We start from the raw sequence: 24,340 nt of genomic DNA on the forward strand, positions 1-24,340 counted from the left end.
TCTCAATCAGTGCAGTTTCGTCACCAGCCGCACCAACCAGTCGGTCAGGCCCTTGTAGGGCGGGCGGATCAGGTCACTGGCCGAGGGCTCGTATTTGCGCAACACTGGCATCGCCTTGGAGAAGGTGAGGAAACCCTCGCGGCCGTGATAGTGGCCCATGCCGGAGGCGCCGACGCCGCCGAAGGGCAGGTTGGCGCAGGCGAACTGGTAGAGCGTGTCGTTGACACAAACGCCGCCGGCGACGATGCGCGACAGCATGGTTTCGATCTCGGCCTTGTCGTCGCCGAAGCAATAGAGCGCCAGCGGGCGGTCTCGCTCCACCACATAGGCGATGGCCTGGTCCAGCGAAGCATAGCCGACGATGGGCAGGATCGGCCCAAAGATCTCGTCGCGCATGACGGCGCTGTCAGGGGCGAGATCGAGCACGGCGGTCGGCGCCAGCAGGCGCTCGCGGCCGGCGGGCAATGTGGCGATGTCGAGCAGTGGGACCCGCTCGTGGCCTCGTACGGCTGCGTCGTCGAGCAGGCCGCTCAGGCGGGCGAACTGGCCGTCATTGACGATCGAGGTGTAGTCGTCGAAACCTTGCCTGGCGTTGTAGCGGGCACTGACTTCCTGCTTGACCAGGCGGACGAGCTCGTCGCGCTTTTGCTGCGGCACCAGAACATAGTCGGGCGCGATGCAGGTCTGGCCGGCGTTGAAGAATTTGCCGGTGGCGATGCGCCGGGCCGTGCGTTCGAGATTGGCCGACGGCGCGACGATGGCTGGCGACTTGCCGCCGAGTTCGAGTGTCACCGGCGTCAGGTTGCGGGCGGCCGCGGCCATCACCTTGCGGCCGACAGCCGTCGAGCCGGTGAAGAACAAGTGATCGAAAGGCAGTTCGGAAAAGGCCGCCGACAGCTCAGTGCCGCCTTGCGCCACCGCCACCCGCGCAGGCGGAAAGACTTCTGCCAGCAGCGACTGCAGGAAGGCGGCGGTGCGCGGCGTGTGTTCGGAGGGCTTGAGGAAGACGTGGTTGCCGGCGGCGATGGCCGCGACAAGCGGTGCCAACGCCAGGTTCACCGGATAGTTCCACGGCGCGATGATGCCGACGACGCCAAGCGGCACGTGGCGGATCTCGGCGCTGGCGGGCAGGAGCTTCCAACCGGCCGAACGACGCTCGGGCTTCATCCACGATTTCAGCATGCGTTGCGTGTGCTTGATTTCAGACAAGACGACGCTGCCTTCGCCGAGCAGGCTTTCATGGCGGGAGCGGTGGCCGAAATCGGCGCTGATTGCCTCGATCATCTCGTCGAGGCGCTGGCCGAAAGCGCGCTGCAGGCGCTTGAGGTCGTCGACGCGCTGGGCATAGGACGGCCGCGTCTCGAGCCAGGCGGCGCGCAGCGTGTCGAAGGTTGCCCTGAGGTCGGGCTGGCTGTCGTTAGGCTTCAGCATCGTTTTCCGTCGAACGGGCGAAGAGATACTGCGCTGCATAATAGGTGCCGAGCACCCAGATGGCATTGTAGGGAATGTTCCAGCGGAAGCGGCCATAAGCAAGCACTGTGTCGCTGACCATGAAGAACAGGCCGCCGAGGGCTGCAAGGCGTGCCGCTTTCTGCGCGGGCGTGCCGGCAAGCTGGCGGTCGCGCGACAGCGCCTGGGCGGCCATGGCGGCAAGCACCAGCGCGTAGATCGCAACCGGAATGCGCATGGGCGAGGGCAGGTGCGACCACAGCCCGGCGAAGACGGCAGCGGCCAGCGCGGCAAACAGCGCGAAGATGCCGATGTTTCCGCCAAACTTCGAATCGCGGGTCAGCGCCCAGATATAGGCGCAGTGGGTGAGCAGGAAGCAGACGAGGCCGGCAAGGAAATAGTCTCCCGGCAGCATCAGGAAAAAGTCACCCAGCGCGGCAAAGCCGAGGCCAATGGCGATCGGCAGGCCATAGCTACGCGAATCCATGCCGCGCAGCACGGCGATCAGCAATAGCAGCGTCGCCGTCGGCTTGGTGAGGTAATGCAGCCAGCGCCAGTGCGAGCTGGCATCGGGCGCGATCAGGCTGCCCAGAATGGCCAGCACCGCGCAGATGGCGAAGAGCCGGTAGATCGTTGCGTTGCTGCGTGTCGCCGTGCCCATGCCGCGCGCCCCTCGTGCTGCCGATGTCAGGATAAGCCAATGTTTTCGGCAGTTTGTCCAGTTACCCTTACGTAAAGTGCGGGAAGGGCAGGTGCCAATGTTTGGGGTCGGGTCACGGGGCCGTTGCGCAAATGCGATACGCGCGGAGCATAACGCGCTGTAAGGCGAATTGCAGTTTACGTTTCGTTCACCATCGCCTACACCCCGACCTCCCAGAAGCCTGCCAGTGATTTGCGCCCCGATGCAGAACAAATCCATCCGCTTTCGCGCCCGTTCGTTTGTTGCCTTCGCGCTTGTGCCCGAGGCGCCGCTGGACCAGTGGCTGCAGGATCTCGACCGCTGGATCGAGAATTCTCCCGGCTTTTTCAAGGGTCGGCCGGTGGTGCTGGACCTCAATGCGCTGAAGCCGCTGGCCGACGAAATCGGCGCCCTGGTGGCCCTGATCGCCGAGCGCGGAATCAGGACCTATGCGATCGAGGCCGACTATATCGATTCGCTCGGCGACGAGCTGCCACCGAAACTGGCCGGCGCCAGGAAGACGATGGTCGAGGAAGAACAGGTCGACGCCGAAGCGCTGGCGAAGGCCGAGGAGGCCGCCAAGGCGCCGCTGTCACCGTCCAACACGCTGATCGTCGAGCAGCCGGTGCGTTCCGGCCAGTCGATCGTCCATCCGCATGGCGACGTGATCGTCATGGGCTCGGCAAGCTTCGGTTCCGAGATCCTCGCCGGCGGCTCGATCCACGTCTATGGCACGCTGCGCGGCCGCGCCTTTGCCGGCGCCTGGGGCGACCGCAGCGCCCGCATCTTCTGCCGCCGCAACGAGGCCGAGCTTTTGGCCGTCGACGGCTGGTACCGCACCGCCGAGGACATGGAGCCGTCGATGCATGGCAAGGCGATCCAGGTCCATCTGGAAGACAACGCCATCCAGGTCGCGCCCCTCAATTGACAAACGGAGACAACAAAATGGGCAAGGTAGTGGTCGTCACATCTGGCAAGGGCGGGGTCGGCAAGACGACCTCGACGGCTGCCCTAGGTGCCGTGCTCGCCCAGTCCGGCAAGAAGGTGGTGCTGATCGACTTCGACGTCGGCCTGCGCAATCTCGACCTGGTGATGGGCGCTGAGCGCCGCGTCGTCTTCGACCTCGTCAATGTCACGCAGGGCCAGGCCAAGCTGGCGCAGGCGCTGATCCGCGACAAGCGCGTCGAATCGCTGTTCCTGCTGCCGGCTTCGCAGACGCGCGACAAGGACGCGCTGACCGAGGAGGGTGTCGCCGGTGTCATCAACGCCCTCCGGGACAAGTTCGACTACGTGCTGTGCGACAGCCCGGCCGGCATCGAGCGCGGCGCCCAGCTTGCCATGCGCTTCGCCGACGAGGCCGTCATCGTCACCAACCCGGAAGTCAGCTCCGTCCGCGATTCCGACCGCATCATCGGCCTGCTCGATTCCAAGACGCTGAAGGCCGAGAAGGGTGAGCGCGTCACCAAGCACGTGCTGGTAACCCGCTACGATGCCGGCCGCGCGGCCCGCGGTGAGATGCTGTCGATCGACGACGTGCTGGAAATCCTGTCGGTGCCGCTGCTCGGCATCATTCCGGAAAGCCAGGGCGTGTTGCGCGCCTCCAATGTCGGCTCGCCAGTGACGCTGAACGAGCCGACCAATGCCGCTGCGCGCGCCTATGCCGACGCTGCCAAGCGCCTTGAGGGCGAGGACGTGCCGATGGTCACGCCGGTCGAGAAGAAAGGTCTCCTTAACCGTCTTCTGGGAAGGAGAGTGGCATGAAACTGCTCGACTTCTTCAAGCGTGGCGGTAGTGCACCGGTGGCGCGCGAGCGTCTGCAGGTGCTGCTCGCCTATGAACGCAACAACCGCAACCAGCCCGATCTCGTCGCCGTGCTGCGCGAGGAGATCATCGCGGTCATCGCCAAGCACGTCCAGGTCAACCAGGATGACGTCAAGATCACCATGGATCGCGGCGCCACCACCTCGACGCTGGAAATCGACATCCATATCCCCAACGCCGGCATCAAGGCCGCGGCGGCGATCTGAGCGAAGACGCAGGCTGGCTGGGCGATCCGCCGAGAGGCCGCCGGTGTGCAGGATGTCGTGCCTGCCACGCCGGCGATGGCCTGAGGTGTCGTGGCGGCAGCACCCGCATCGACGATCCCGATGGTGAGGGCAGCTTTTCAGGCTGCGGCTTCGTGAACTCGCAATCTCGTATCTCCTTGTTGTCATGCGGCGGTCGCTGAGGGGCGTTAGGGCAGGCGGACCTCGAACGATGGACCGCAACGATGCCCGCAGATGCTCTCTCGCCCGAACTGCTCGCTTATTCTAGTGGACGCAACACGACCCAGCCGCCGCATCTCGGCACGCGCTATCTACGCGCTGGTGGCTTCCTGCCTGAGCCCGGCAACACCATCGTCTGCCATGTCTCGAAGGGCTCGCCGACGCTGGAAGGTCTGGTCGAGGCCCGCGAGAAATTCCTCGCCATGCCCGAGGCGAGGCACTTCGTCTTCACTCCCATCACCAGCCTGCACATGACACTGTTCCAGGGCGTCATCGAGTACCGTCGCAAGCCGGGATTCTGGCCGGATGGCCTGGCGCTCGACGCGTCGATCGAGGAGTTGACCGAGATCATGGCCGCGCGGCTGGAGACGCTGCCGGTCTTGGAGCCGTTCCAGGTCGAGGTGACACATGCGCGGCCCTCCGGCCTTCTGGTTGACGGTGCCCGGGAACGCGACCGCAGGGCAATGCGCCAATGGCGCGACGTGCTCGCCGACCTGCTCGGCTACCGCCATCCCGATCATGACGACTACCCGTTCCACATCACCTTCGCCTACGCCATCGACTGGCTCGACGACGACGCCTTGCCGCGCTGGCAGGAGATGCTGGGCGAAGTGGCCGGCGACATCAGGCGCAAGATGCCGATCCTCGAACTCGACCCGCCGGCGTTCTGCTCGTTCGAGGACATGAACCACTTCTGCGAGTTGCTGGTGCTTGGCGGCCTTGGGCGGAAATTGCGGAGGTGGGAGGCACTCGGCAGCTGAATGAATGGATCGCGGCGAGCGTCGCGATCCCGGTGACGACCTGTACGCCGCCCAGCGCTGGCGCGCCTAAAGGCGCTTGTCGATCCAATTGGTCATGTCGGCAATGGCGTCTTCCTTGCCGATGTCGTTGAGCAGATCGTGATAATGGCCCTCATAGAGCTTCAGCGTCTTGTCCCGGGAGCCGGCGGTTTCGAAAAAGTATTCGCTTCCATGGCAGACGGTGGCCTTGGCGGAGGTGCCGTGCATGATCAGCACCGGCAGGGTGATCATGGGGAACTCCTCACGCAGCCTTTCGTCGGCGCGGACGAGCGCTGCGACGGTCAGCGCCGGCTGAACCTCGTGGGCGATCAGCGGGTCGCTGTTGAGAGCTGCCACCGCATCCGGGTCGCGGGAAAAATCCTCGTTCTTGAGCGTAAGCACCGGCAGGCGCGGGGCGACGTGGCTGAGCCCTTTGATCGCAGCGAGCGCGAATCCGGGCGCCGGCACCTGGAAGGCAAAACTCTCGCAGATGAAGCCGGCAAGCTCCGACTGGTTTTCGAGCGTGTAAGTGGCCGAGACCACGCCGCCGGCGCTGTGGCCGAGCAGGAACAGCGGCAGGCCGGGATATCGCGACTTGGCAATCCGGATCGCGCCGGCGACATCGCTGACATAGTCGCCGACCGTCTCGACAAAGAAGCGTTCGCCGTCCGATTTGCCGCGTCCGCGCAGGTCGAGCGCGAAGACGGCAAAGCCGTGCTTCACGAGATGCTACGCCGCCCAGCCATACTGCCCGCCATGGGAATTGACGCCGTGGCAGATGACGACGACGGCGCGCGCCTTGCCTTCCGGTCGCCGCGACCTGAGGAAGATGTTCAGCCCTCCGGCGCTCTGGAATGTCTCTTCGGTCGTATCAGCTCCCCAAGCCTGCATCATGACTACCCCCGCAGTTGATGAAAAGAACCTCCCATCGAGGCCAAGGAACTGTGAGCGCCTTTGCTCAAGCGCGCAAGCATGGGTTGTACAGGCGCCTGTCGGAGGAAGCCGCGACCTCTTACGCCTAGCGCCCGGCCGGTTGGAACAGCTCGACGAGATTGCCCGAGGGGTCGACGAGCAGGATCTGCGCGCCGCCGGGGCCCTTGATCATGTCGTTGCGGAACTGCGCGCCCTCGGCCCGCAGTCGCGCCACCTGCGCCGCGAGATCGTCGACGATCAGGTGGATGCGGTTCCAGCCGCCGGCGCGCGGCTGGGCGCCATCGGACATCGGCCGTGCCGCCGAACTGGTCGGGCCGCTGAGCAACAGGCGCAGCGACCCACGGGAGACGTCGGCAAAGGCCGGCGCATAGTTGGTAAGCACCTCGAAGCCGAGATGGCGCGTGTACCAGTCGATCGAGACCTCGACGTCGTCGACGAGGTAGCGGACATTGACCATTTCAGAGTGTACCGTGTCAGATGGCATCGGTTACTCCCGGGATGGGGGCACAGTCGCCGCAGCAGTCTGCTACGACGACGCGTCCTTGCCAAGGCGGCTGGTCTAGGCGGGCGGGAGTTCGAACAGCAGGGCGCCATGCTGCCGGCCGCGTTCGACATAGCCGATGATGCGGAACCAGCGCGCGACCTCGGGGCGATCGAGCCAGCCGCGCGAGTGGATCGGCACGTTGCCGGCAAGTTGCTGGATACGGCGGATGTGACGCTTGCAGAACCGGACCGTGGGCGCGGCGAAGAACTCGTCCTGGGCGGCGAAGAGTGTTTCGGCCGCGTCCGAATGCTCGTGCCAGGCGATGATCGCCACCGGGCGGTCACCTTCGACAAGCGCGTGGGCGCGTCCTTCCTTCAGGTTCATCATCAGGTTGTCGTAGGCGCTCTTGGCGTCCTTGCCGGCGGCGGCATACTCGTCGGACATCCGTTTGGACAGGTCATGGAAGACCACCTCGAGGTCGCCGATGGTCGCTGTTCTTGCGCGCATATCTCCTCCTTCGCACCCCTGGAGGCAGTTTGCCCTAGGGAAGAACGATGTCCAGTGAACAATTTTTGGCTGTTCCGGTCGCGAGGAAAAGATATTCCAGCAACACTGCGCGTATTTCGTGCAGCAGATTTGGTGCAGGCAGCAAGTTGTTTTGCCGAGTAACAGCTGAAATCGATGGCTTGTTCCGTCTGGGCATGGTCTGTTCATTCCAGTCCAAGACGTGGCCTTCCCCCGGGCGTAAATGAAAGGGGCTGGCGGCAGGGGCCGCCGCTGCGCCGGCCGTTGCCGGTCGAGGGGCGAGGCATGGGCAGAACCGCATTGTCAGGTCATCGGGCATGGATCGGCAGTGGCGCGCTGGCGCTCTGCTACGCGATCTCGGCCTGCTCGACGACCACTGAATCGAACTTCGAAGGCCCTGGCTATTCCGACGACACGCGCAAGCTGGAAAAGCAGATGATGGCGGAGGCGACTGCGCTGGGAACGGCGCAGGGCGTCGCGGGGGTAGCCGCCTCGATGCTGCCAATGGGTGCCGGCAGCCTTGTTACCACGACGGCGGGCAGGGCTGCCCGCGACGCGATGATCATCCGCCACGACAAGGTGATGCGCGAGCAGATCGAGCGCGACAACGCCGAATTCTACAAGCGCTACGGCATTACGGAGGCGGATGCCGGCCCTGTTGTCGCAAACCGGAGCCCGGGCGAGCGCAAGCGTTGCGCCAGGAGAGGCGGGGTGCGGCGGTGCTGAGATTGCGGTCTTTTCGCAGCCTCCATCACACCCTGCATCGGCAATTCTGAAAAGCCATCCCCGAGCGGCCGTGTTCCGAAACCAGGGATGGTTCTACGATACGGCCTTCAAACCAGGCGGCCAAGCAATTGAGCCACGCCCGTTGCCAAGCCCACAAGCAGCAGGACCAGCAGCACATTTACCGACCGCTTGATGGTGTAATACATCAGGCGATTGGTCGCCTTCAGCGCTTTGATCCGTGCCAGCAGCGGTGATAGCCGGGCAAAGGCCCTGTTGGCCAGACCGCGATGGTCTTCCGGTGTGTTGGGCACGACCGAGGCACGGGTTATGCCCTGGTAGAAAAAGTTGAACAGCGCCCCGATCGGGTTCAACGGGCGTTTGACGTCGCACATGAGGATGAGACGGTCGGAGTCGGTGTCGTTGCGGACATAGTGCAGGTAGGTCTCGTCGAACATCAGCACCTCGCCATCGCGCCAGCTCTGATTGCGGCCATCGACATTGATGAAGCAGTCGTCCGAATTGGGTGTCGCCAGGCCAAGATGATAGCGCAGGGATACGGCGAGGGGATCGGCATGCCTGGTCAGTTTTGAGCGGCCCGGCAGGAAGGCGAACATGGCGCCATGCACCGCCGGCACCTGCAGCAATATCTCTGTCGTCCGGGGACAGAGCCGCCGCGCGGAATGGTGCGTGTAGCCATACCAGTTGAGGTAGAAGCGGCTCCAGCCATATTTGAAGAACGTCCGAAAGCCGACATCGTAGGAGCCTGCCGTGCCCGGACGCTTGGTCGCGTCAAAATAGCCCTGGCGCACCAGCTCCAGCCCTTCGTCGCGGATCGTCTGCCAGTTCTGGCGCAGCAGGCCGACTTCAGGGAACTCGGCCGGGTCGAGGACGGCCTTCGATCCACGCCGCAGCGTGGTCATGTAGAGCACGCAATTGAGGGGCGTGAAGATCGGCCAACCCTTGCGGATATACTCGGTCAGGCTGTTGTAGCGAGCCTCACCCCTGAAACGGTAGACATAAACGATGCTTATGGCGGCGAGCGCCAGAATGAACGCGGAAACCAGCATGAGTTCTCCTTGGAAAACCTTCCGCGCGACTGATTACGGATGACGCATTGCAGCAGCATTACGTGACGGTGCCCGGCTACAGCTCGCCACCGATCGGCTTTGCTGCCGGCAGATCGGATCGTTGGGTCGGGCAAACTGGCTGGCATTCCTTGGCTGATTGGGACGATGTGCCCCCACCAACGACAAAAGCCGCCGATGATTTCGGCGGCTTTTGCAGGCGGATGTCGGTCGGGCCATAGGTGTTGACCCAGACCGTGCCGGCCTTGAGGCGCCTGGTGAAGTCGTGGGCGCGGCCGATATCTGCCGTCCAGACCCCGGCGGCGAGGCTATAGACAGTTCCGTTGGCAATGCGCAGTGCGTCCTCGTCGTCGTTGAATTTGATGACGGTGGCGACGGGGCCGAAGATCTCTTCCTGCGAGATGCGCATCTCGTGCGCGACGTCGGCGAAGACTGTCGGCTCAACATAGAAACCGCGCTCGCCGTGGCGGCTGCCGCCGGTGACCAGGCGCGCGCCCTCCTGCTTGCCGATCTCGATGTAGTCGAGCAGACGCTTCATCTGCACTTCCGAGACCAGCGGCCCCATGCCGGTCGAGGTCTCCCTGGGGTCGCCGATGCGGGTGGATGCGGCGCGCGCGGCCAGCCGTTCGACGACCTCGTCATGACGCCGGCTCGATCAGGACGCTACGCTAGGTGTTCAGGACGATGGAGTAAGCTGCGCCAGCAGTGCGGATCTATGCTTTCCGCAATGTCACTGCAGGAATCCTATAGTCTCCGAGGCTCTTCGCTGTCACTTCGGGCGTTCGTCGCTCGAAAGGCCAAGCAATTGCTTTTGGTCCATTTCCCGGATCGCTCCTCGCCGCTGCGCTCCTCGCCGCTGCGCTCCTGCGTCGCGTTGGCATGACGACGAGATAGGTGCGTTCCAACCTTCAAAGCAGAACGTGGCGGTGGCGGCCAGCAATTGCAAGAGCGGCCCGCTTGGCGTTGCCAAGTCGGGCCGTCTGCATTGCGCGGTGGGCGTTGGGGTGGGGCAGCCGACGCAATACTCACACCTAGGATTTAAGGCACCGCGTCGGCGCACTACCCCACCTTCCCACCCTCGAATCTACGCCCGTCGCAGGTACAGAGACAATTAGCTCATTGGATGGGTTCATGTAGCTTGTTCGTCTGATGGAGCAGCCAGTTGAGCTCGATCGGAATGGGCGCGTCTCCGACCTGTTTTGGGCACAGCTCCTTCGCGACCATTCGGGCTCGCAGTTTGGGACGGTGATGAAGTGCGCAGTGTTCGACGCGCATCAAATGTGGTCGAATGCGGCTGCGATCATCGGGGAGGTTCGTTAGGTGGACAGGGATACGCGCCGGCTCGAGATGGTCGTGCTGATGACGCCCGAAATGGCGAATTTCAGCGGCAAGGTGCATGGCGGTGCCTTGCTCAATCTCCTCGACCGCGTCGCTTTCTCATGCGCGTCCCGTTATTCCAACAAATACGCCGTCACGCTCTCGGTAGACCAGGTGGTGTTCCGCGAGCCGATCAATGTCGGCGAACTTGTCACCTTCCGGGCCTCGGTCAATTTCGCCGGCCGCACCTCGATGGAAATCGGCATCCACGTCGAGGCCGAAAACATTCGCTCCGGCCAGCGGCGCCACACAAATTCCTGCTACTTCACCATGGTGGCAGTGGACGAAGACGGCCGCCCGACCGGGATCCCGCCTTTTGTGCCGTCGACCGACATCGACCGCAGACGCCACCGCGCCGCTGAACTGCGCCGCGAACTGAGGCGGGAGTTCGAGGGGCGCTTTCGGGCCGCAGCGAATGCGGGCGAAGAGTAGCGGCGTGTATGTTGGATGGTGCAGCCACTCGCCACCCGCCGAAAACTCTCGGCCGTGACGAATGGCGTCTCAGCTGCCGGCAGATCGCTGCCGATGAACGTCCCTTGCTCTCTGGCGGCCTATCAAACATAGGCTGTCGTCAGTTGGATTCCCACGTGCCGTGGAGCCCGCGAAAAAGGATGATCCGATGCTTGAAAGAATAAACCCCGATATCAGGTGGAGTGACGCTGTCGTCGTAGGCAACCTGATTTTCGTCGCCGGCCACACCGCCGAGAAGACGCGAGGCCAATCGGTGCGCGAACAGACGGAAGAGGTGCTCCAGTTGCTCGACGAGACGCTGGCGCAGGCCGGGGTGACAAAGAGGAACCTCGCCATGGTGCAGATCTATCTGGCCGACATGTCGAACTTCGCCCAGATGAACGAAGCCTGGGACCGATGGGTCATCTCCGGCGAGGCGCCGGCGAGGGCGACGGTCGAATCCAGGCTCGCCTATCCCGATCTCGGCGTTGAAATCACGGCGGTAGCTGCGCGATAGGGCAGGTGAGGAATGCTGCCGGGCGCCGCCTCTCGTCAAGAAACCACCATCGCGTCGCGATGGATTTCTACGAAGACTCCGAAATCTTCCAGGGTTCGACGCGGCTGCCATCGCTCCTCAATGTTGGAAGCTTCACGGAGAAACCTGACGCACTATTCCTTTTTCCAGGCGACGGTGCGCAGTTCTTCCTCGGAGAGATCACTCAGATCTGAACTGTCATGTCGAACCCGTAGGATCGACAGTGTTTTCGAGTAACGTCCTTCATCAATGCGCAGGCGCTTTGACCGCAAGAGCGCGTTGATGTCCTTATCGGTCTTGGACATGTAGTAATCTTCCGCGACCAGATCGCCTGAGATGGGCTGACCCGGGAGCACCCTGACGCACAATGCCAAACCCGAAGCTCCCTATGAGGTCCCAGACTTGAAAGAGACCATCGACCGACGGTAGCCGGGCGGGATAACCCAGATCTTGCAGCTGGTGCGGCTGGCGAAGGATCAAATGCCCAATCATTTGGGATTTGGTAAGCGGCCGACCGCAACACCCGCCTGTCAGTGAGATGGGCGGGTGCAACTGATGAGCGAAGGAAATCTATCGAAGGCCGATTTGGTTGTCGGGTAAGGCTCCTCCTTGACGCACGTCAAAGCGGACCAACGCCAACATGTCATGGTTTGCTCGGAGTGGAGCAAGTCAATGAGCTACAACACGATCCTCCTGCAACTCGATATCGACCGTCCTGTCCGGTCTAGGGTAGCCTATGCAAAAGCCGCGGCTCTGATGTTTGACGCAGATTTGATAGGCTTCTGCGCGGCCGAGCCGAGATATGTCATGCCGACAGGTGACAGCGACCTTGCAATTGCAGAAGCGATGCAGCGCCAAGTCGACGAAATTGAGGACCGCCTCGCAAAGGTAAGGCAGGAATTCTTCCAGCTGGCAGGTGACGACAAACGTGTCTCCTGGCGTGGTGAAATCGGCAATCCCAACCAACTGCTAGCACTGCACTCGCGAGCGGCAGACTTGATCGTCGCGGGGTCTGGGCCTCTATCGGCAGTCGACTCCAACCGAACTGTGGACCATGGAACTTTGCTGCTTTCCGCAGGGCGCCCAGTGCTGCTGGCGCCTGCCGATTTCAAGCCCGTCAGCGCTGAGGCTGTCTTGATCGCCTGGAAGGATACGCGCGAGGCTCGGCGTGCAGTCGCAGATGCGATGCCATTCCTTACAGCTGCGTCGCGGGTGCGCGTCGTGGCTCTCGGAAGCGTCGACGGCACAGCGAGACAAGGCATCGATGATGTCGTCAGCTTTCTCGCTCGACATGGCGTTAGGGCAACCGCAGAGGCCATTGATGTCGGCGGAGCAGATGAGGCCGAAGCCTTAATCCAGATTGCCGATGAATATGGCGCTGATCTGCTTGTCTCCGGTGCCTACGGTCATAGCCGAATCCGAGAATGGGCGTTTGGCGGTGTCACTCGTGCCCTGCTTAGAAGTCCAGCGATAAATCGGCTGATGTCAAACTGACGGTGATCCAGGGTGCAGCAATGCCAGACCTTGAACTGGTTTCCATGTTGCCGAGCCCTTATGCGTATGTCTCGCGAAGTGGCACCTCTGCACAACTCGGCGACATGCTGGCTGTAAGCTTTGAGAAGCTCTACCGGGCGCTATCGTCGAGCATGGTCGTTCCGGCAGGTCCACGTCTGGTTCGCTATCGCAAGATCGACGAGAATGAGGTTCTTTTCGACGCAGGCTTCCCGATACGCGAGGATCAATTCAGAATCTTGCGTGGGTCCGGCTTAGGGCTTGGCGCAACGGCGGCCGGAGAAGCAGTCAAGGCTCAACAAGTTGGCTCCAGAGAGCCATTGACCGACACCTACAGGGCTGTGCTCGCGGAAATTCACGCGCGCGGGCTCACTGCGACTGGCGACATGTGGGAATCCTATCCAGGCAGGTCGACAAGCGAGACTGTGACCGAACTGCTCTGGCCCCTTCGCGACGTGCCTGACTTCGTCTTCACGCCCAATGTGCCGTCATGGTCACCGCCAGTTTGACATACGTCAATGTGGTCGAGGGTGCTCGGCGTAACATTCAGGAACATCGTCTCAAGGAAGAGCTGGGAGAGCGCCTCTCCAACCTGCGCGGCCATCTGTGCACGCGGCGGAATAGCTGCCCAAACGAGGCGATAGGTCAACGTTCAAGAAGGATCAATTCCATGGCTGATACATCGACCAAACTTCCCGTAACGGCCGAGAAGGAAAATGTACCGCAGGCTCGCGGCGGAGGATGGACTTCGTTTGAGTCCTTGCGCCGAGAGGTCGATCGTCTCTTCGATGATTTCCATCCATTTGGTTGGCGTGGGGCTATTCCAAGGTTGCCAGAGCTACGCACTCCCTTTGCAGGCAATTGGCCATTGGCTCCTGCGATGGATCTGGTCGAAAAGGACGGGGAGTACGAAATCACGGCCGAACTCCCTGGGACCGACGAGAAGGACATCGATATCAAGGTCACCAACCACGTGCTGACGATCAAGGGTGAAAAATCCGAGAAAAAGGAAGAGAAGAAGAAAGACTATTTCCTGTCAGAACGCCGTTACGGTTCGTTCCAGCGGTCCGTTCAGATTCCCGAGGGGGTCGATGCCGACAAGATCGAAGCCACCTTTTCGAAGGGCATCTTGACTGTCAGGCTGCCGAAGACTGCGGAAGCCCAGAAGCCTGAAAAGACGATCACGGTGAAGGCCGCATAGGGCCAACCACAATGCTGAGTGTTGGCGCGTTCATGGCGCCGACACTCATGCCAGAAGGTCTCCGATGGTAGCGGACGAAAGCTAGCGTCCGCGCCCTGAGGCACCTGGGGCTTTCTGACAACGAGATCGCCAGATACTTCGCAACGACGTGGGGTGGTGAGGCTGATCTCCCAAACCACCAAAAGTCGAGACACTCCGGCAAAGGACATGGGGTCGACTCATGGGACACGCATCAAAGCCCAACTTCTCACACTCCGCCCAGCAAGCTCAGCAATGGGTGAATGAACTGGCTGCCGATCTCGGCTGGCCGGAAAACCTCTCTCATCGTTTGATGAGGGCAGTGCTTCAGGCGTTGCGCGACTGGCTGTCGCCAGAGGAGGCCGCGGATCTTTCTTCGCAGCTACCTGAGATGATCCGAGGAATCTATTTCGAAGGCTGGGATCCAGCGAAGTCGCCCGCCGTGGAGCGTGACAAACGTGACTTTGTGCTCCGAATCTCGAAGTCCTTGAACGAACAGCCCGAGGTCGACATCGAGGAAGGTATTGCAGCCGTATTCAGGCTCCTCGATCGGCATCTTTCCCATGGTGAAATCGTCCAGGTGAAGAATTCGATGCGCAAGTCGCTTCGACACCTTTGGCCGGAATGACGGCAATGTTCCGAGATAGGCAAGAGGCGGGCGAAAGGCTGGGGCTTGAATTGCTTGGCGCCAAGCTGGCCAAGCCCGTTGTTCTGGCGCTTCCCCGTGGGGGCATCCCAGTGGCCGCAGCCGTCGCTAGTGCGCTCGATGCTCCTCTCGACGTGCTCATTGTCCGCAAAGTTGGCGCGCCGGGGAACGCGGAATTGGCTGTCGCTGCAATCGTCGATGGCACGCCTCCGGATGTGGTCGTGAACCGCGAAATCGTCGAAGCGTATTCCCTGGGAGACGAGGAACTTGCTGCGCTGGTGAACGCAGAGCGTCCGGAACTGGAGCGGCGCAGCAGGCTTTTTCGAGGGGTCACCCGCTCCCATTCACTGGCTGGCAGAACTGCGGTCTTGGTCGACGACGGTGCCGCCACAGGGGCGACCCTGAAAGTCGCCTTGCGCGCGGTCAAACGGCGGGGGCCGACACGTACCGTCGTGGCACTCCCTGTCGCACCGTCCGACGCGCTTGACGTTCTCCGACAGGAGGCCGACCAAGTCTTCTGCTTGAGTGCGCCAGGCCGCTTTCGCGCCCTGAGCTACCACTATCGCAGTTTCCCTCAGCTGACGGATGAGGACGCGATGAATGCGCTTCGGGCAGCCAACGAAGAGCGAAGGCTTCGGCATCCTCGATAAGACAATTCCGATGTCTTCTCTCGGGCAGTTGCGGTGCATCTGCAAATGTTTGCTCTACGTCAAGGCGAAGATCTCCCGGAACGCTCATTCTGACCATGTTCAGGTCGATGTGGCTTCCTGAAACGTTGCTCAAGGAGACGCAGCATGAAAACCCAGATTTTTCTGCCACTCGCGACATATCCTGATCCAAACTCGGATGCCGTCGCCGTCAATGCCGTCGCTGTCGCGCAATAGCTGCATGCCGACCTGCATGTTCTAGCGATTCATGCGGAGATCCCACACGTTTCGAGTCCATTGTCACGAATTCTGATCGATGTCCCGGCGCGAATCCGGGAGGCCGAGGCAGTCAGTCGCAAAGCCGGCGATCACCTTCTCGCGAAAGTGGTCGAAGAAGGATCGCTACAGGGCGTTGCCGTCACCACTGCTTCCGAGGCCGTCCTTCTCGCGCTTCAGGGTGAAAATGCGGCAACCCATGCTAGGTATCATGACTTTGCGCTCGTGGGGTGGGAGCCGAACAACCAGACCTCCAGAATGATTGCGGAAGGGGTCATTTTCGACTCCGGCCGGCCAACAATCCTGCTGCCCGACTCGGCCAGCGCAGCCAAGATCGAGCACATCGCGATCGCATGGGACGGCAGCCGCGTGGCAGCTCGCGCCGTGGCTGATGCATTACCACTCCTGACGCACGCCTCCAGGATCCATGTTCTCACGATAGTCGACGAAAAGCCGCTGAAGGCAGCCGACATCGGCGAAAAGCTGGTCGCTTCATTGAGAAAGCGTGGGCTCAACGCGGATGCCGCAGACATCAAATCCGAAGACTGCCCGATCGCAATCACCTTGCAGGAACGGGCGATAGAGCTGGGTGCGGACCTCCTGGTGATGGGGGGATACGGCCATTCCAGGGTTCGTGACTTCGTGCTTGGAGGGGCGACGGAAGGCGTGCTGACAGACCTGCGTCTGCCGATACTGATGTCGCATTGAGGAACGCGACCATGGAGTTCTCGAGTAAAGTCGCGCTTGTCACCGGAGCTGGATCGGGCATAGGCGAGGCTGTGGCTCGAGAGCTTGCCGCGGGCGGTGCCAAGGTTGTTGTGGCAGACATCGACATCCACTCAGCGGCACGCGTGGCACAAGCCATCGTGGCTGAAAATGGCGAAGCCCACGCCTGTCAGGTCGACGTTGCTGATCCACGATCAGTTGAACAGATGGTCCGGTTCGCCGTGGAGACGTTCGGAGGCCTTCACCTTGCGGTCAACAATGCGGGCGTAGGCGGCGTGGATACCGAAACGGCCGACTATCCGATCGATAATTGGCTAAGCGTGATGGAAGTGAATCTCGATGGTGTTTTCTACTGCATCAAGTTCCAGCTTCCGGCCATGCTGAAGTCCGGCGGAGGAGCGATCGTCAATATGTCTTCCATCCTGGGGTCGGTGGGTTGGAGCAAGGCTTGCGCATATGTTGCTGCAAAGCACGCTCTGGTTGGATTGACGAAAGCGGTAGCTATTGAATATGCAGCGAAGAATGTTCGCGTTAACGCCGTCGGCCCAGCGTTTATCGACACCCCACTCCTCAAGAAGAACCTGGACGATGAGACGATCGGACAGCTGGCGGCCCTGCACCCGTTGAACCGCCTCGGATCTGCGCGTGAGGTCGCGGCGCTGACCTGCTTCCTCTTGTCCGAAAGAGCAAGCTTCATAACGGGCAGCTATCATCTGGTCGACGGAGGTTACACGTCGCGATAGTCGCCCTCACGGCATCGCGAACGTCCCCGATTGCCAGCGGCGAACACAAACTGCGGAGGCACAACATGAGACTTGTGGTTTCCTTGGGTGGGAATGCCCTCTTGCGCAAAGGGCAGGCGATCACGGCCGAGAACCAGCGCGAAAACGCCGCCATGGCCGCCATGTGGCTCGCGCCCGTGTTTAGGGAACACGACGTGGTGATCGCTCACGGCAGCGGCCCACAGTTGGCGATGCTCGCACTGCAGTCGTTTTCCTACAGGGTCGCCGAACCTACGCGTCTTGATCTGCTGTGCGCTCAAGCTGGGGGTGAGACAGGGTATCTGCTGGCTCGAGAGTTGTGGAACAAACTCGGGAGCGACCGACACGTTGTCGCGCACATGGCGCAGGTGCTGGTCAATGCCGATGACGAGGCTTTTGGAAAGCCGGCGAAGCCCATCGGACCCTTCTACGAACGGACCTACGCCCATCAATTGCGCCAGCTGCGTGGCTGGCAATTTGCGGATTTTGACGGCGAGTATCGACGTGTTGTCCCAGTTCCCCGCCTTCTCGAGACCATCGAGATTGGCGCAGCGAAATCTATGCTCGGGTCTGGTACGGCAGTTGTCATGTGCGGCCCCGTACCCGTCGCTGCGGGCTCTGGTGGTGAGTTGCACGGGATGGAGGCCCTGCCGGACAAAGACGAATTCGCTTCGCTCCTGGCACGAGAATTGGATGCCGACGGATTGCTGTTTCTGACGGACGTGCTGTCGGTTGCCACGGACTATGGCAAACCGGAACAGCGACAAATCAGACATGCCACTCCCGCGTCGTTGGGAACGCTGGCCTTCGATCCGTCTTCGATGGGGCCTAAGGTGAAGGCCGCATGCGACTTCGTCGAGGCATCGCACAAATGGGCTGCCATCGGATCGATTTCGAATGTGGAACATGTCCTGTCAGGGGAGGCCGGGACACGTGTTGTGCCAACCATGGCAGGCGCGATCGACTTCTGGCCGCGCTGATTCAACCTTACGGAGGTGAGGTCATGTGGGTTCGTTCTTTGTCTACGCTTGACTGCAGCAAGATTTTGGCTCGCAGTCATTTCGGCCACCTTGGTTGTTCCAAGGACGGACGGCCATATGTTGTGCCGTTCTACTTCTGTTACTCAGACAGCAGGCTTTACGCGTTCTCTATGCCTGGAAAGAAGATCGACTTCATGCGAGCCAATCCCTGCGTTTGCGTGCTGGTCGACGAAAGGGGAAGTGGCCGAGAGTGGCGCAGCGTGCTGGTCGATGGCCGATTCGAGGAGTTGAAAGGCGACACGCCGCAGAACAAGATCGATCAGGAGCACGCCTGGAACCTGCTCAGCAAACATGTGAACTGGTGGGAGCCAGGCGGTCTGAAACCCGATCAGCGTCCCATTGCCCAGCATTCATCCCACCTTTTCTTCCGGATTTGCGTCGAACAAGTATCGGGCCGGGAGGCTGTCGAGGGGGAGCAATCTTGAAGGATGTTGGCAATATGACGCGCGGGGCCGGTTCGATCTCTCCCACCGACCCCGCAGCTTAAGTTCAGCGTGCCATCAATACCGGGATTGAAACGTCTTCCAGGATCGATTTGGTTACGCCGCCGAAGATCTTCTCCCGCAGGCGGGAGTGGCCATATGCGCCCATCACGATCAGTTCAGCGGACATGTCCGAGGCATGCCGCTTCAGCACATCGGCGACTTTTTGCCCTGAACTCGGCAACCTGTCGACCGTGACCTTTGCGCCGTGGCGGGCCAGATAGGTCGCAACATCGGCTCCGGGCTCGTCGCCCTGACGGCCTTCACCCTCAAGCGGATCGACGAGGACCAGATGCACGTCGTCTGCGGCCCTCAGGATGTCGATAGCCTCCCGAACTGCGCGCGAGGCTTCGATGCGCGAATCCCATGCAACCATCACCTTCCTGGGCCGCAGCGTCGGCTTGCTGCCCTCGGACGACAACAGCATTGGCTTGCCCGACGAGAAGAGCGCACCCTCAATCGTCTTGTCCCTGAGCGTTCCTCCTGACAGCAGATCCGGACCGACGAAGGTCAGATCAGCATATCGCGCGCGCCGTCCGATGATCTCGTCGGCCCAGGCCATTTCAGGATAGGCGTTGGAAACATCCGCCGAAATCGCGGCGCTGGCTAGCAATCGCGTGACCTCGGCCGTCCTCGTATCAAGCCTCTCGAGATCGGCGCGCCGCTCTTCCATCCAGGCATCGGACATCGGCGCTGCGTAGTCGCCAATGGGCGGAGGTGCCGCGAGCGTCACGGCAAGCACGGAAAGATGAGCGTCCACCTCCGCGCACAAGGAGGCGGCCAACTTGATGTCATTGTCGCCGCGGTGGGTGCCGGTAACCGTTAGAATTGTCTTGAAGGCCATGGCTTGAATCCTCAGTCAATTGAAACCAGGTCTTCTGATACCGCCCAGGATCGGAACATTCCTTGCTCTACGTCAATTCGTGAAAGCGCATGTGATTTGATCCGTATCAAGGTTACGCATGACCGGGACATTAGGCTCCAACCCGATGGGCTGAGGTCGCCATATGAAACGCTTGATCACAGTCGCTGTATTGATTTCAGGCAGCTCAATTTCTCTTCATGCTCAAGAGATGAGCTACGGGGAAACTGAGTTTCTAAATTCATGCGCGGCCTGCCATGGAAGTGGCGGGCGGGGCGATGGTCCTTTGGCTGCGGAATTACGAAGCGCACCGACTGATCTGACGCAGCTTGCCGAAAAGAACGGTGAAGAGTTTCCGTATCGGCGTGTGATGGCAACAATTGACGGCCGCTATGTTGTTCCAGGCCATGGCGAGCGCGACATGCCAGTCTGGGGGCAGCAATTCCTTCTAAGCGACAAACGCCTTTATGGTCCGGATGACGGACCCGTCGTGACGCAGGAGAGAATTCACGAGCTGGCAACGTTCATCGAGAGCCTGCAGAGGTGAAAACGAAAGCGTTGCTTCCTGAGGCCACGGGACGGATCGAGGGCATGGATAATGATCACCGATAACCAGGTCGCAGCAGTCGATTTCTTGATGGATGCCACCAGCCATGGTGATCCGCGGCCCGTGGAAATGATTGAGACGCACATTTCCCGCGTTTTCCTTGCAGGAGATCGCGCGTTCAAGATGAAGCGGGCGGTGCAGCTTCCGTACGTGGACTTCTCATCGGCGGATCGTAGGCTTGCTGTTTGTCAGCTGGAGGTGGAACGCAACTCAAAGACGGCACCGGAGCTTTATCTCGGGGTGAGACGGTTGACGCGAAGGCCTGACGGCCGTCTGGAGTTTGATGGAAGGGGAGATCTCATTGACGCTGTGGTCGAGATGCGACGTTTCGATCAATCTGCCTTGCTCGACAAGATGGCAGTGGCAGATGAATTGACACCGCAACTGATGACCGACGTTGCCCATACGATCATTAGATTCCATCGTGATGCGCCTGTGGCCCATGGCTGCGGAGGTGCTGCCAATCTTCAGCGCGTGCTCGACATCAATCTTGCAGGGTTTGGCACGAGCCATGTGTTCTCCAGATCCGAGGTCGAGGAGTTCGATGGCCTCTTCCGGACAGCCCTGCAACGGCAGGGGGGCCTGCTAGACAGTCGGGAACGACATGGAAAGGTGCGTCGATGCCATGGCGACCTTCACTTGCGCAACATCTGCCTCTTCCAGGGCAAGCCACGTCTGTTCGACTGCATCGAGTTCAACGACGACATCTCTACCGTCGATGTCCTCTACGACCTTGCGTTTTTGTTGATGGACCTTTGGCATCGGGGGCTGCCCGAGTTTTCTAACCTGGTTGCGAACCGCTATCTCGATGAAGCAGACGATGAGGACGGTTTCGTACTCCTGCCGCTGCTAATGGCAATCCGTGCAGCTGTACGCGCACACGTCACTGCCACGCAGGCTGAAGAAGGCGGGCCCCAAAAGACGCGACTTGCAGCGGATGCACGATCGTACTTCAAGCTCGCGCGTCAGCTTCTGGCCGCTTGCCCGCCCCGTCTCGTGGCGATTGGTGGCCTCAGCGGCTCCGGCAAGACAACGGTCGCAGAAGCGCTTGCAGCGCATATTGGAGCTCCGCCAGGCGCACGCGTCGTCGAAAGTGATCGCATTCGGAAAATCCTTCATGGTGTGGCACCCGAAACCCGGCTGCCTGAAAGGGCCTATGCTCCCGAAGTTTCCGAGCGCGTTTATGCGGAGATGGCCTGGCGTGCAGGACTTATCCTGTCTCAGGGGGCGTCGGTGGTGGCAGATGCCGTTTTCGAGCGTCCGAAAGACAGGAACAGAATGGAACTCTGCGCCACAGAACGGGGGGTGCCGTTTGCGGGATTTTGGTTGGAGGCCGATGCCAACCTGCTTTGGTCGCGGGTGAGCGAGCGAAGTGGGGGCGTGTCAGATGCGACGGTGGACGTGCTGTCGCGTCAGCTTCGCAGGTCGGTTGCCGATGTCGGCTGGCAAAGACTGAATGCCGCCCAGACACCTGCCGGCGTTGTCTCAGACATTCTGGTCGCCACGGATCGCGTGGTTTCCTGCTGAACTGTCAGTCGTTGGCTTCGGCATTCGCGCGAGGTTTCAGCCGCAGCGATGCCCGGCAGAGGCCGGGGTCATCGACTTCATGCTGGATCATAAATCCCAGGGCGCGGCACATCGACAGCATCTTGCGGTTCTCGGCAAGCATCATGCCTTCGATCTTGGAGATTCCGTCCTCACGGGCATAGTCGATAAGCTGGTTGAGCAGTTCCCAGCCGATGCCCTGGGCCTGCAGATCCGTTCGGACGAGCAGCGCATATTCTGCGACGACATGATCCGGGTCGCATGAGAGGCGACCGATGCCGGCAAGCTCGTCACCACCACGCGCAATGACTACGAAGGCTATCTCGCGGTCGTAGTCGAGCTGGGTCATCCGCTTTAGCATCTGGTCTGGAAAATGCTTGCGAGGACTGAGAAATCGTAGCCGCATGTCTTCCTGCGTGACCTTAGCCAGGAATGCCGGATAGAGAGCGACATCTGTCGGCTTGATCGGCCGGATGATGTATCGCTGCCCTTTGACCTCGATGTCTCGCTCCCACTTTGATGGATATGGACGAATGACGAGATCGGCATTGGGTGCGGGATCCTCGACCAACGATGGATCGAACTGGATGCGGGCATCCAGGGCGACCGCTCCCTCGCGATCCGACAACAGAGGATTAATGTCCATTGACTTGATGCAGCGAAAGTCGACGACCAGTCGCGAGACACTGTCCAAGGTACCCAATATGGCGGCTCGATTGGCTGGTTCGCGATCACGATATCCTGCCAACAATCGGCCTGCCCGCGTATTGTCGATGAGATCTCCCGCCAATACGTCGTCGAGCGGAGGCAAAGACACTGCCGTGTCGTCAAGCAATTCAACGGCAACGCCGCCGCTTCCGAACATAATCACAGGCCCGAAGATCGGGTCTTGATGGATGCCTACGAGCAGTTCGTATGCGCTCCGTTTGCTAATCATGGGCTGGACAGTGAAACCGTCCACCGACGTATCAGGCGAAGAGTGCTGTATGCGAAGGCAGATGGCCTCGGCGGCGTCCCGCGCAGCTTCAGCAGAACCCAGGTCGAGAGCCACCCCGCCAACGTCTGATTTGTGAGAGATGTCCCTGGACACAAGCTTGACGACGACCTTGTCGGCACTCAGGAGCATAGCTGCCGCAGCCTTCTCGACATCTGCGGGTGACTTTGCGACTACGGTCTTTGGCGTTGCAATGCCATATGCCGCGATCACCTCCTTCGCTTCGGCCTCCGTCAACATTTGCCGTCCATCAGCCGCAGCCGCCCGGAAGATTGCTATCGCGTGGGAGCGGTCAGCCATGTAAGCGCTCCCGGACTCCGGCGGCACTCGCATCAATGCGGCCTGGGCTCGCGACCACTCGCTGAGATATGATGCTGCCTGAGCTGCCTCAGCCGGAGTCTCGAAACTCGGGACCCCGGCGTTTTGCAAAAGGTGTCGCCCCTGTCGTGCCGTGCTTTCTCCAAGCCAGCAGGTGATCAACGGCTTTCCGTCTATCTTTCCGCTTCGGGCGATTGAAGAAACGGCCAATGCCGCATCGGTCGAAGAGGCGAGGCCAGTCGGGCAATTTAGAACCATCAGGGCATCTGTTCCGGGGTCGGCTGCGACGGCTTCAATGGCTTCGGCGTATCTACGTGGCGATGCGTCACCGATGATGTCTACCGGGTTTCCTTTCGACCAGGTCGACGGCAGACAGGCGTTAAGGCGTTCAACCGTCGCAGGAGCGAACGCAGCGAGTTCACAGCGACGATCAAGCAAGTCGTCGACCGCGAGGACTCCGGCACCACCGCCATTGGTTACGATGCCCAGGCGGGTTTGTTGAAGCGGCCCCAGAAGAGCTAGTATCTCTGCCGCATCGAACAGCTCAATGAGACCGCCGACGCGAAGAATTCCCGCCCGGGTGAAAGCAGCGGTGACCGCGCGGTCACCGCCGGCAAGTGCGCCAGTGTGTGTCATGGCCGCCTTTGCAGCCTGATCATGTCGGCCTGATTTTATCGCGACCACCGGTTTGAGCCGAGCTGCCGCCCGTGCAGCCGACATGAATTTCCGCGGATGGGGGATAGTTTCCAGGTACATCAGGATCGCATGCGTGGACGGGTCACTGGCGAGCAGGTCGAGGTAGTCGCCAACATCAACATCGGCCATGTCGCCCAGGGACACGATGTGGGAAAAGCCGACATTGTTGTCGAGTGACCAGTCTACCAGCGCTGTCACGATCGCCCCGGACTGGGAAAGCAGCGCGATGCCGCCCGCGGACGCATTGCAATGCGAAAAGCTGGCGTTGAGTTTCAGCTTGGGCGTGAGCAAGCCAAGCGTGTTAGGCCCAACTATTCGAAACAGATTGGGCTTTGCGGCCTCGAGCATTGCCTGCTTGAGGCCGTTTTCCACCGTCAGGCCGGCAGTGATTACGACAGCCGCCTTGCTGCCTATGTTGCCGAGATCCCGGACAATGCCTGGAACCGTTTCGGCAGGGGTAACGATCACGCTGAGATCGGGTGCCTCGGGAAGTTCTTTGGCGGTTCGATAGCAAGGTCTGCCCGCGATCTCACGATGCTTTGGATTGACTGGCCAGATCGGTCCTTCGAACCCTCCCTGGACAATGTTCTCTATGACCACCGCGCCTACCGAGCCGGGCCGGGTCGATGCGCCGAATATGGCGATCGATCTGGGATGCAGAACGAATTCCAGGTTGCGGATGGTCAAAGCGACTTCCTCCTCCATGGACCAGTACGGCTCCGC

28 protein-coding genes and 1 pseudogene are annotated in these 24,340 nt (G+C 61.0%); 18 read left to right on the plus strand and 11 right to left on the minus strand.

Annotation, left to right across the window (positions count from 1 at the left end; all coding sequences use genetic code 11):
* Nucleotides 1-6 precede the first annotated feature (6 nt).
* A complete protein-coding gene (locus HNQ95_RS09590; protein ID WP_182573961.1) occupies nt 7-1,431 on the minus strand; it encodes a coniferyl aldehyde dehydrogenase in 1,425 nt (474 codons plus the stop codon).
* Complete coding sequence (locus HNQ95_RS09595; protein ID WP_182573962.1) at nt 1,418-2,110, minus strand: lysoplasmalogenase; 693 nt, start codon at nt 2,108-2,110, stop codon at nt 1,418-1,420. Before HNQ95_RS09595 ends, HNQ95_RS09590 begins: the two co-directional genes overlap by 14 nt.
* 241 nt (nt 2,111-2,351) lie before the next feature.
* Between HNQ95_RS09595 and minC the strand changes: the two genes are divergently transcribed.
* From minC to HNQ95_RS09615, 4 genes are all read left to right on the plus strand, one after another.
* Entirely contained in the window at nt 2,352-3,056 is a 705-nt protein-coding gene (gene minC, locus HNQ95_RS09600) for a septum site-determining protein MinC (RefSeq protein WP_067961361.1), read from the plus strand.
* A 17-nt stretch (nt 3,057-3,073) separates the two neighbouring features.
* Nucleotides 3,074-3,889, plus strand: coding sequence for a septum site-determining protein MinD (gene minD, locus HNQ95_RS09605; RefSeq protein WP_067961362.1), 816 nt, complete (start codon nt 3,074-3,076; stop codon nt 3,887-3,889).
* Entirely contained in the window at nt 3,886-4,155 is a 270-nt protein-coding gene (gene minE, locus HNQ95_RS09610) for a cell division topological specificity factor MinE (RefSeq protein WP_067961364.1), read from the plus strand. Before minD ends, minE begins: the two co-directional genes overlap by 4 nt.
* A 242-nt stretch (nt 4,156-4,397) precedes the next feature.
* Nucleotides 4,398-5,153 carry a DUF1868 domain-containing protein gene (locus HNQ95_RS09615; RefSeq protein WP_154383992.1) on the plus strand — a complete coding sequence of 252 codons (756 nt, stop codon included), beginning with the start codon at nt 4,398-4,400 and terminating at the stop codon, nt 5,151-5,153.
* 66 nt (nt 5,154-5,219) lie between these two features.
* Here HNQ95_RS09615 and HNQ95_RS09620 read toward each other — a convergent pair whose 3' ends face one another.
* The 4 genes from HNQ95_RS09620 to HNQ95_RS09635 form a co-directional block, all read right to left on the minus strand.
* Nucleotides 5,220-5,894 carry an alpha/beta hydrolase gene (locus HNQ95_RS09620; protein WP_182573963.1) on the minus strand — a complete coding sequence of 225 codons (675 nt, stop codon included), beginning with the start codon at nt 5,892-5,894 and terminating at the stop codon, nt 5,220-5,222.
* A 6-nt stretch (nt 5,895-5,900) separates the two neighbouring features.
* A complete protein-coding gene (locus tag HNQ95_RS09625; RefSeq protein ID WP_157097072.1) occupies nt 5,901-6,065 on the minus strand; it encodes an alpha/beta fold hydrolase in 165 nt (54 codons plus the stop codon).
* Nucleotides 6,066-6,189: 124 nt separating this feature from the next.
* Nucleotides 6,190-6,588 (minus strand): VOC family protein, encoded by a 399-nt coding sequence (locus tag HNQ95_RS09630; RefSeq protein ID WP_067961367.1) that lies wholly within the window; start codon nt 6,586-6,588, stop codon nt 6,190-6,192.
* Between the two features lie 75 nt (nt 6,589-6,663).
* A complete protein-coding gene (locus HNQ95_RS09635) occupies nt 6,664-7,095 on the minus strand; it encodes a hypothetical protein (protein ID WP_067961369.1) in 432 nt (143 codons plus the stop codon).
* A 303-nt stretch (nt 7,096-7,398) separates the two neighbouring features.
* Here HNQ95_RS09635 and HNQ95_RS09640 point away from each other — a divergent pair, with 303 nt between their 5' ends.
* Nucleotides 7,399-7,839: a VIT1/CCC1 transporter family protein gene (locus tag HNQ95_RS09640; RefSeq protein ID WP_157097073.1), complete on the plus strand. Its 441-nt coding sequence runs from the start codon at nt 7,399-7,401 to the stop codon at nt 7,837-7,839.
* Nucleotides 7,840-7,946: 107 nt separating this feature from the next.
* On the opposite strand, the gene HNQ95_RS09645 is transcribed toward HNQ95_RS09640, so the two are convergent.
* Nucleotides 7,947-8,906, minus strand: coding sequence for an aspartyl/asparaginyl beta-hydroxylase domain-containing protein (locus tag HNQ95_RS09645; RefSeq protein ID WP_208993644.1), 960 nt, complete (start codon nt 8,904-8,906; stop codon nt 7,947-7,949).
* Between the two features lie 214 nt (nt 8,907-9,120).
* Nucleotides 9,121-9,567 (minus strand): annotated as a pseudogene (locus HNQ95_RS09650) (aldehyde dehydrogenase family protein); the annotation flags it as partial.
* Nucleotides 9,568-10,271: 704 nt separating this feature from the next.
* On the opposite strand from HNQ95_RS09650, the gene HNQ95_RS09655 reads away from it, so the two are divergent.
* Nucleotides 10,272-10,733 carry an acyl-CoA thioesterase gene (locus tag HNQ95_RS09655; protein ID WP_067966424.1) on the plus strand — a complete coding sequence of 154 codons (462 nt, stop codon included), beginning with the start codon at nt 10,272-10,274 and terminating at the stop codon, nt 10,731-10,733.
* A 187-nt stretch (nt 10,734-10,920) separates the two neighbouring features.
* Nucleotides 10,921-11,268 carry a RidA family protein gene (locus HNQ95_RS09660; protein WP_067966427.1) on the plus strand — a complete coding sequence of 116 codons (348 nt, stop codon included), beginning with the start codon at nt 10,921-10,923 and terminating at the stop codon, nt 11,266-11,268.
* 152 nt (nt 11,269-11,420) lie between these two features.
* Here HNQ95_RS09660 and HNQ95_RS09665 read toward each other — a convergent pair whose 3' ends face one another.
* Nucleotides 11,421-11,591 (minus strand): hypothetical protein, encoded by a 171-nt coding sequence (locus HNQ95_RS09665; protein WP_182573964.1) that lies wholly within the window; start codon nt 11,589-11,591, stop codon nt 11,421-11,423.
* A 367-nt stretch (nt 11,592-11,958) separates the two neighbouring features.
* Between HNQ95_RS09665 and HNQ95_RS09670 the strand changes: the two genes are divergently transcribed.
* From HNQ95_RS09670 to HNQ95_RS09710, 9 genes are all read left to right on the plus strand, one after another.
* On the plus strand, nt 11,959-12,780 hold the full coding sequence (locus tag HNQ95_RS09670) for a universal stress protein (RefSeq protein WP_067966429.1): 822 nt from the start codon (nt 11,959-11,961) through the stop codon (nt 12,778-12,780).
* Nucleotides 12,781-12,800: 20 nt separating this feature from the next.
* Nucleotides 12,801-13,307: a GyrI-like domain-containing protein gene (locus HNQ95_RS09675; protein ID WP_182573965.1), complete on the plus strand. Its 507-nt coding sequence runs from the start codon at nt 12,801-12,803 to the stop codon at nt 13,305-13,307.
* A gap of 161 nt (nt 13,308-13,468) precedes the next feature.
* A complete protein-coding gene (locus tag HNQ95_RS09680; protein ID WP_067961378.1) occupies nt 13,469-13,999 on the plus strand; it encodes an Hsp20/alpha crystallin family protein in 531 nt (176 codons plus the stop codon).
* Between the two features lie 220 nt (nt 14,000-14,219).
* Nucleotides 14,220-14,645, plus strand: a complete 426-nt coding sequence (locus HNQ95_RS09685) for a DUF2267 domain-containing protein (protein ID WP_067961380.1) — start codon at nt 14,220-14,222, stop codon at nt 14,643-14,645.
* Nucleotides 14,642-15,313: a phosphoribosyltransferase gene (locus tag HNQ95_RS09690; RefSeq protein ID WP_067961382.1), complete on the plus strand. Its 672-nt coding sequence runs from the start codon at nt 14,642-14,644 to the stop codon at nt 15,311-15,313. The genes HNQ95_RS09685 and HNQ95_RS09690 overlap by 4 nt, the downstream gene beginning before the upstream one ends.
* A 294-nt stretch (nt 15,314-15,607) precedes the next feature.
* The gene (locus HNQ95_RS09695) at nt 15,608-16,294 is read left to right on the plus strand and encodes a universal stress protein (protein WP_246340643.1); all 687 of its coding nucleotides are present in this window, start codon (nt 15,608-15,610) and stop codon (nt 16,292-16,294) included.
* An 11-nt stretch (nt 16,295-16,305) separates the two neighbouring features.
* A complete protein-coding gene (locus HNQ95_RS09700; RefSeq protein ID WP_067961386.1) occupies nt 16,306-17,055 on the plus strand; it encodes an SDR family NAD(P)-dependent oxidoreductase in 750 nt (249 codons plus the stop codon).
* Between the two features lie 65 nt (nt 17,056-17,120).
* On the plus strand, nt 17,121-18,053 hold the full coding sequence (locus HNQ95_RS09705) for an amino acid kinase family protein (protein ID WP_182573966.1): 933 nt from the start codon (nt 17,121-17,123) through the stop codon (nt 18,051-18,053).
* 23 nt (nt 18,054-18,076) lie between these two features.
* Complete coding sequence (locus tag HNQ95_RS09710; RefSeq protein ID WP_067961390.1) at nt 18,077-18,538, plus strand: pyridoxamine 5'-phosphate oxidase family protein; 462 nt, start codon at nt 18,077-18,079, stop codon at nt 18,536-18,538.
* A gap of 64 nt (nt 18,539-18,602) precedes the next feature.
* On the opposite strand, the gene HNQ95_RS09715 is transcribed toward HNQ95_RS09710, so the two are convergent.
* Nucleotides 18,603-19,439 carry a universal stress protein gene (locus tag HNQ95_RS09715; RefSeq protein WP_067961392.1) on the minus strand — a complete coding sequence of 279 codons (837 nt, stop codon included), beginning with the start codon at nt 19,437-19,439 and terminating at the stop codon, nt 18,603-18,605.
* Between the two features lie 163 nt (nt 19,440-19,602).
* Here HNQ95_RS09715 and HNQ95_RS09720 point away from each other — a divergent pair, with 163 nt between their 5' ends.
* Both HNQ95_RS09720 and HNQ95_RS09725 read left to right on the plus strand, forming a co-directional pair.
* The gene (locus HNQ95_RS09720) at nt 19,603-20,004 is read left to right on the plus strand and encodes a c-type cytochrome (protein WP_067961394.1); all 402 of its coding nucleotides are present in this window, start codon (nt 19,603-19,605) and stop codon (nt 20,002-20,004) included.
* Nucleotides 20,005-20,055: 51 nt separating this feature from the next.
* Complete coding sequence (locus HNQ95_RS09725; RefSeq protein WP_067961396.1) at nt 20,056-21,591, plus strand: bifunctional aminoglycoside phosphotransferase/ATP-binding protein; 1,536 nt, start codon at nt 20,056-20,058, stop codon at nt 21,589-21,591.
* Nucleotides 21,592-21,595: 4 nt separating this feature from the next.
* On the opposite strand, the gene HNQ95_RS09730 is transcribed toward HNQ95_RS09725, so the two are convergent.
* Nucleotides 21,596-24,304, minus strand: a complete 2,709-nt coding sequence (locus tag HNQ95_RS09730) for a bifunctional acetate--CoA ligase family protein/GNAT family N-acetyltransferase (protein WP_246719231.1) — start codon at nt 24,302-24,304, stop codon at nt 21,596-21,598.
* Nucleotides 24,305-24,340: the final 36 nt, after the last annotated feature.

This window comes from Aminobacter ciceronei, from assembly GCF_014138625.1.
Taxonomy (GTDB): Bacteria; Pseudomonadota; Alphaproteobacteria; order Rhizobiales; family Rhizobiaceae; genus Aminobacter; species Aminobacter ciceronei.

Coding starts and splice junctions, on each gene's coding strand:
- minC (WP_067961361.1), top strand. CDS start 2,352: ATGCAGAACAAATCCATCCGCTTTCGCGCCCGTTCGTTTGTTGCCTTC.
- HNQ95_RS09725 (WP_067961396.1), top strand. CDS start 20,056: ATGATCACCGATAACCAGGTCGCAGCAGTCGATTTCTTGATGGATGCC.
- HNQ95_RS09675 (WP_182573965.1), top strand. CDS start 12,801: ATGCCAGACCTTGAACTGGTTTCCATGTTGCCGAGCCCTTATGCGTAT.
- HNQ95_RS09720 (WP_067961394.1), top strand. CDS start 19,603: ATGAAACGCTTGATCACAGTCGCTGTATTGATTTCAGGCAGCTCAATT.
- HNQ95_RS09660 (WP_067966427.1), top strand. CDS start 10,921: ATGCTTGAAAGAATAAACCCCGATATCAGGTGGAGTGACGCTGTCGTC.
- HNQ95_RS09700 (WP_067961386.1), top strand. CDS start 16,306: ATGGAGTTCTCGAGTAAAGTCGCGCTTGTCACCGGAGCTGGATCGGGC.
- HNQ95_RS09625 (WP_157097072.1), bottom strand. CDS start 6,065: ATGATGCAGGCTTGGGGAGCTGATACGACCGAAGAGACATTCCAGAGC.
- HNQ95_RS09615 (WP_154383992.1), top strand. CDS start 4,398: ATGCCCGCAGATGCTCTCTCGCCCGAACTGCTCGCTTATTCTAGTGGA.
- HNQ95_RS09595 (WP_182573962.1), bottom strand. CDS start 2,110: ATGGGCACGGCGACACGCAGCAACGCAACGATCTACCGGCTCTTCGCC.
- HNQ95_RS09655 (WP_067966424.1), top strand. CDS start 10,272: ATGGTCGTGCTGATGACGCCCGAAATGGCGAATTTCAGCGGCAAGGTG.
- HNQ95_RS09670 (WP_067966429.1), top strand. CDS start 11,959: ATGAGCTACAACACGATCCTCCTGCAACTCGATATCGACCGTCCTGTC.
- HNQ95_RS09705 (WP_182573966.1), top strand. CDS start 17,121: ATGAGACTTGTGGTTTCCTTGGGTGGGAATGCCCTCTTGCGCAAAGGG.
- HNQ95_RS09690 (WP_067961382.1), top strand. CDS start 14,642: ATGACGGCAATGTTCCGAGATAGGCAAGAGGCGGGCGAAAGGCTGGGG.
- HNQ95_RS09685 (WP_067961380.1), top strand. CDS start 14,220: ATGGGACACGCATCAAAGCCCAACTTCTCACACTCCGCCCAGCAAGCT.
- HNQ95_RS09590 (WP_182573961.1), bottom strand. CDS start 1,431: ATGCTGAAGCCTAACGACAGCCAGCCCGACCTCAGGGCAACCTTCGAC.
- HNQ95_RS09630 (WP_067961367.1), bottom strand. CDS start 6,588: ATGCCATCTGACACGGTACACTCTGAAATGGTCAATGTCCGCTACCTC.
- minD (WP_067961362.1), top strand. CDS start 3,074: ATGGGCAAGGTAGTGGTCGTCACATCTGGCAAGGGCGGGGTCGGCAAG.
- HNQ95_RS09710 (WP_067961390.1), top strand. CDS start 18,077: ATGTGGGTTCGTTCTTTGTCTACGCTTGACTGCAGCAAGATTTTGGCT.
- HNQ95_RS09665 (WP_182573964.1), bottom strand. CDS start 11,591: ATGTCCAAGACCGATAAGGACATCAACGCGCTCTTGCGGTCAAAGCGC.
- HNQ95_RS09640 (WP_157097073.1), top strand. CDS start 7,399: ATGGGCAGAACCGCATTGTCAGGTCATCGGGCATGGATCGGCAGTGGC.
- minE (WP_067961364.1), top strand. CDS start 3,886: ATGAAACTGCTCGACTTCTTCAAGCGTGGCGGTAGTGCACCGGTGGCG.
- HNQ95_RS09715 (WP_067961392.1), bottom strand. CDS start 19,439: ATGGCCTTCAAGACAATTCTAACGGTTACCGGCACCCACCGCGGCGAC.
- HNQ95_RS09645 (WP_208993644.1), bottom strand. CDS start 8,906: ATGCTGGTTTCCGCGTTCATTCTGGCGCTCGCCGCCATAAGCATCGTT.
- HNQ95_RS09635 (WP_067961369.1), bottom strand. CDS start 7,095: ATGCGCGCAAGAACAGCGACCATCGGCGACCTCGAGGTGGTCTTCCAT.
- HNQ95_RS09680 (WP_067961378.1), top strand. CDS start 13,469: ATGGCTGATACATCGACCAAACTTCCCGTAACGGCCGAGAAGGAAAAT.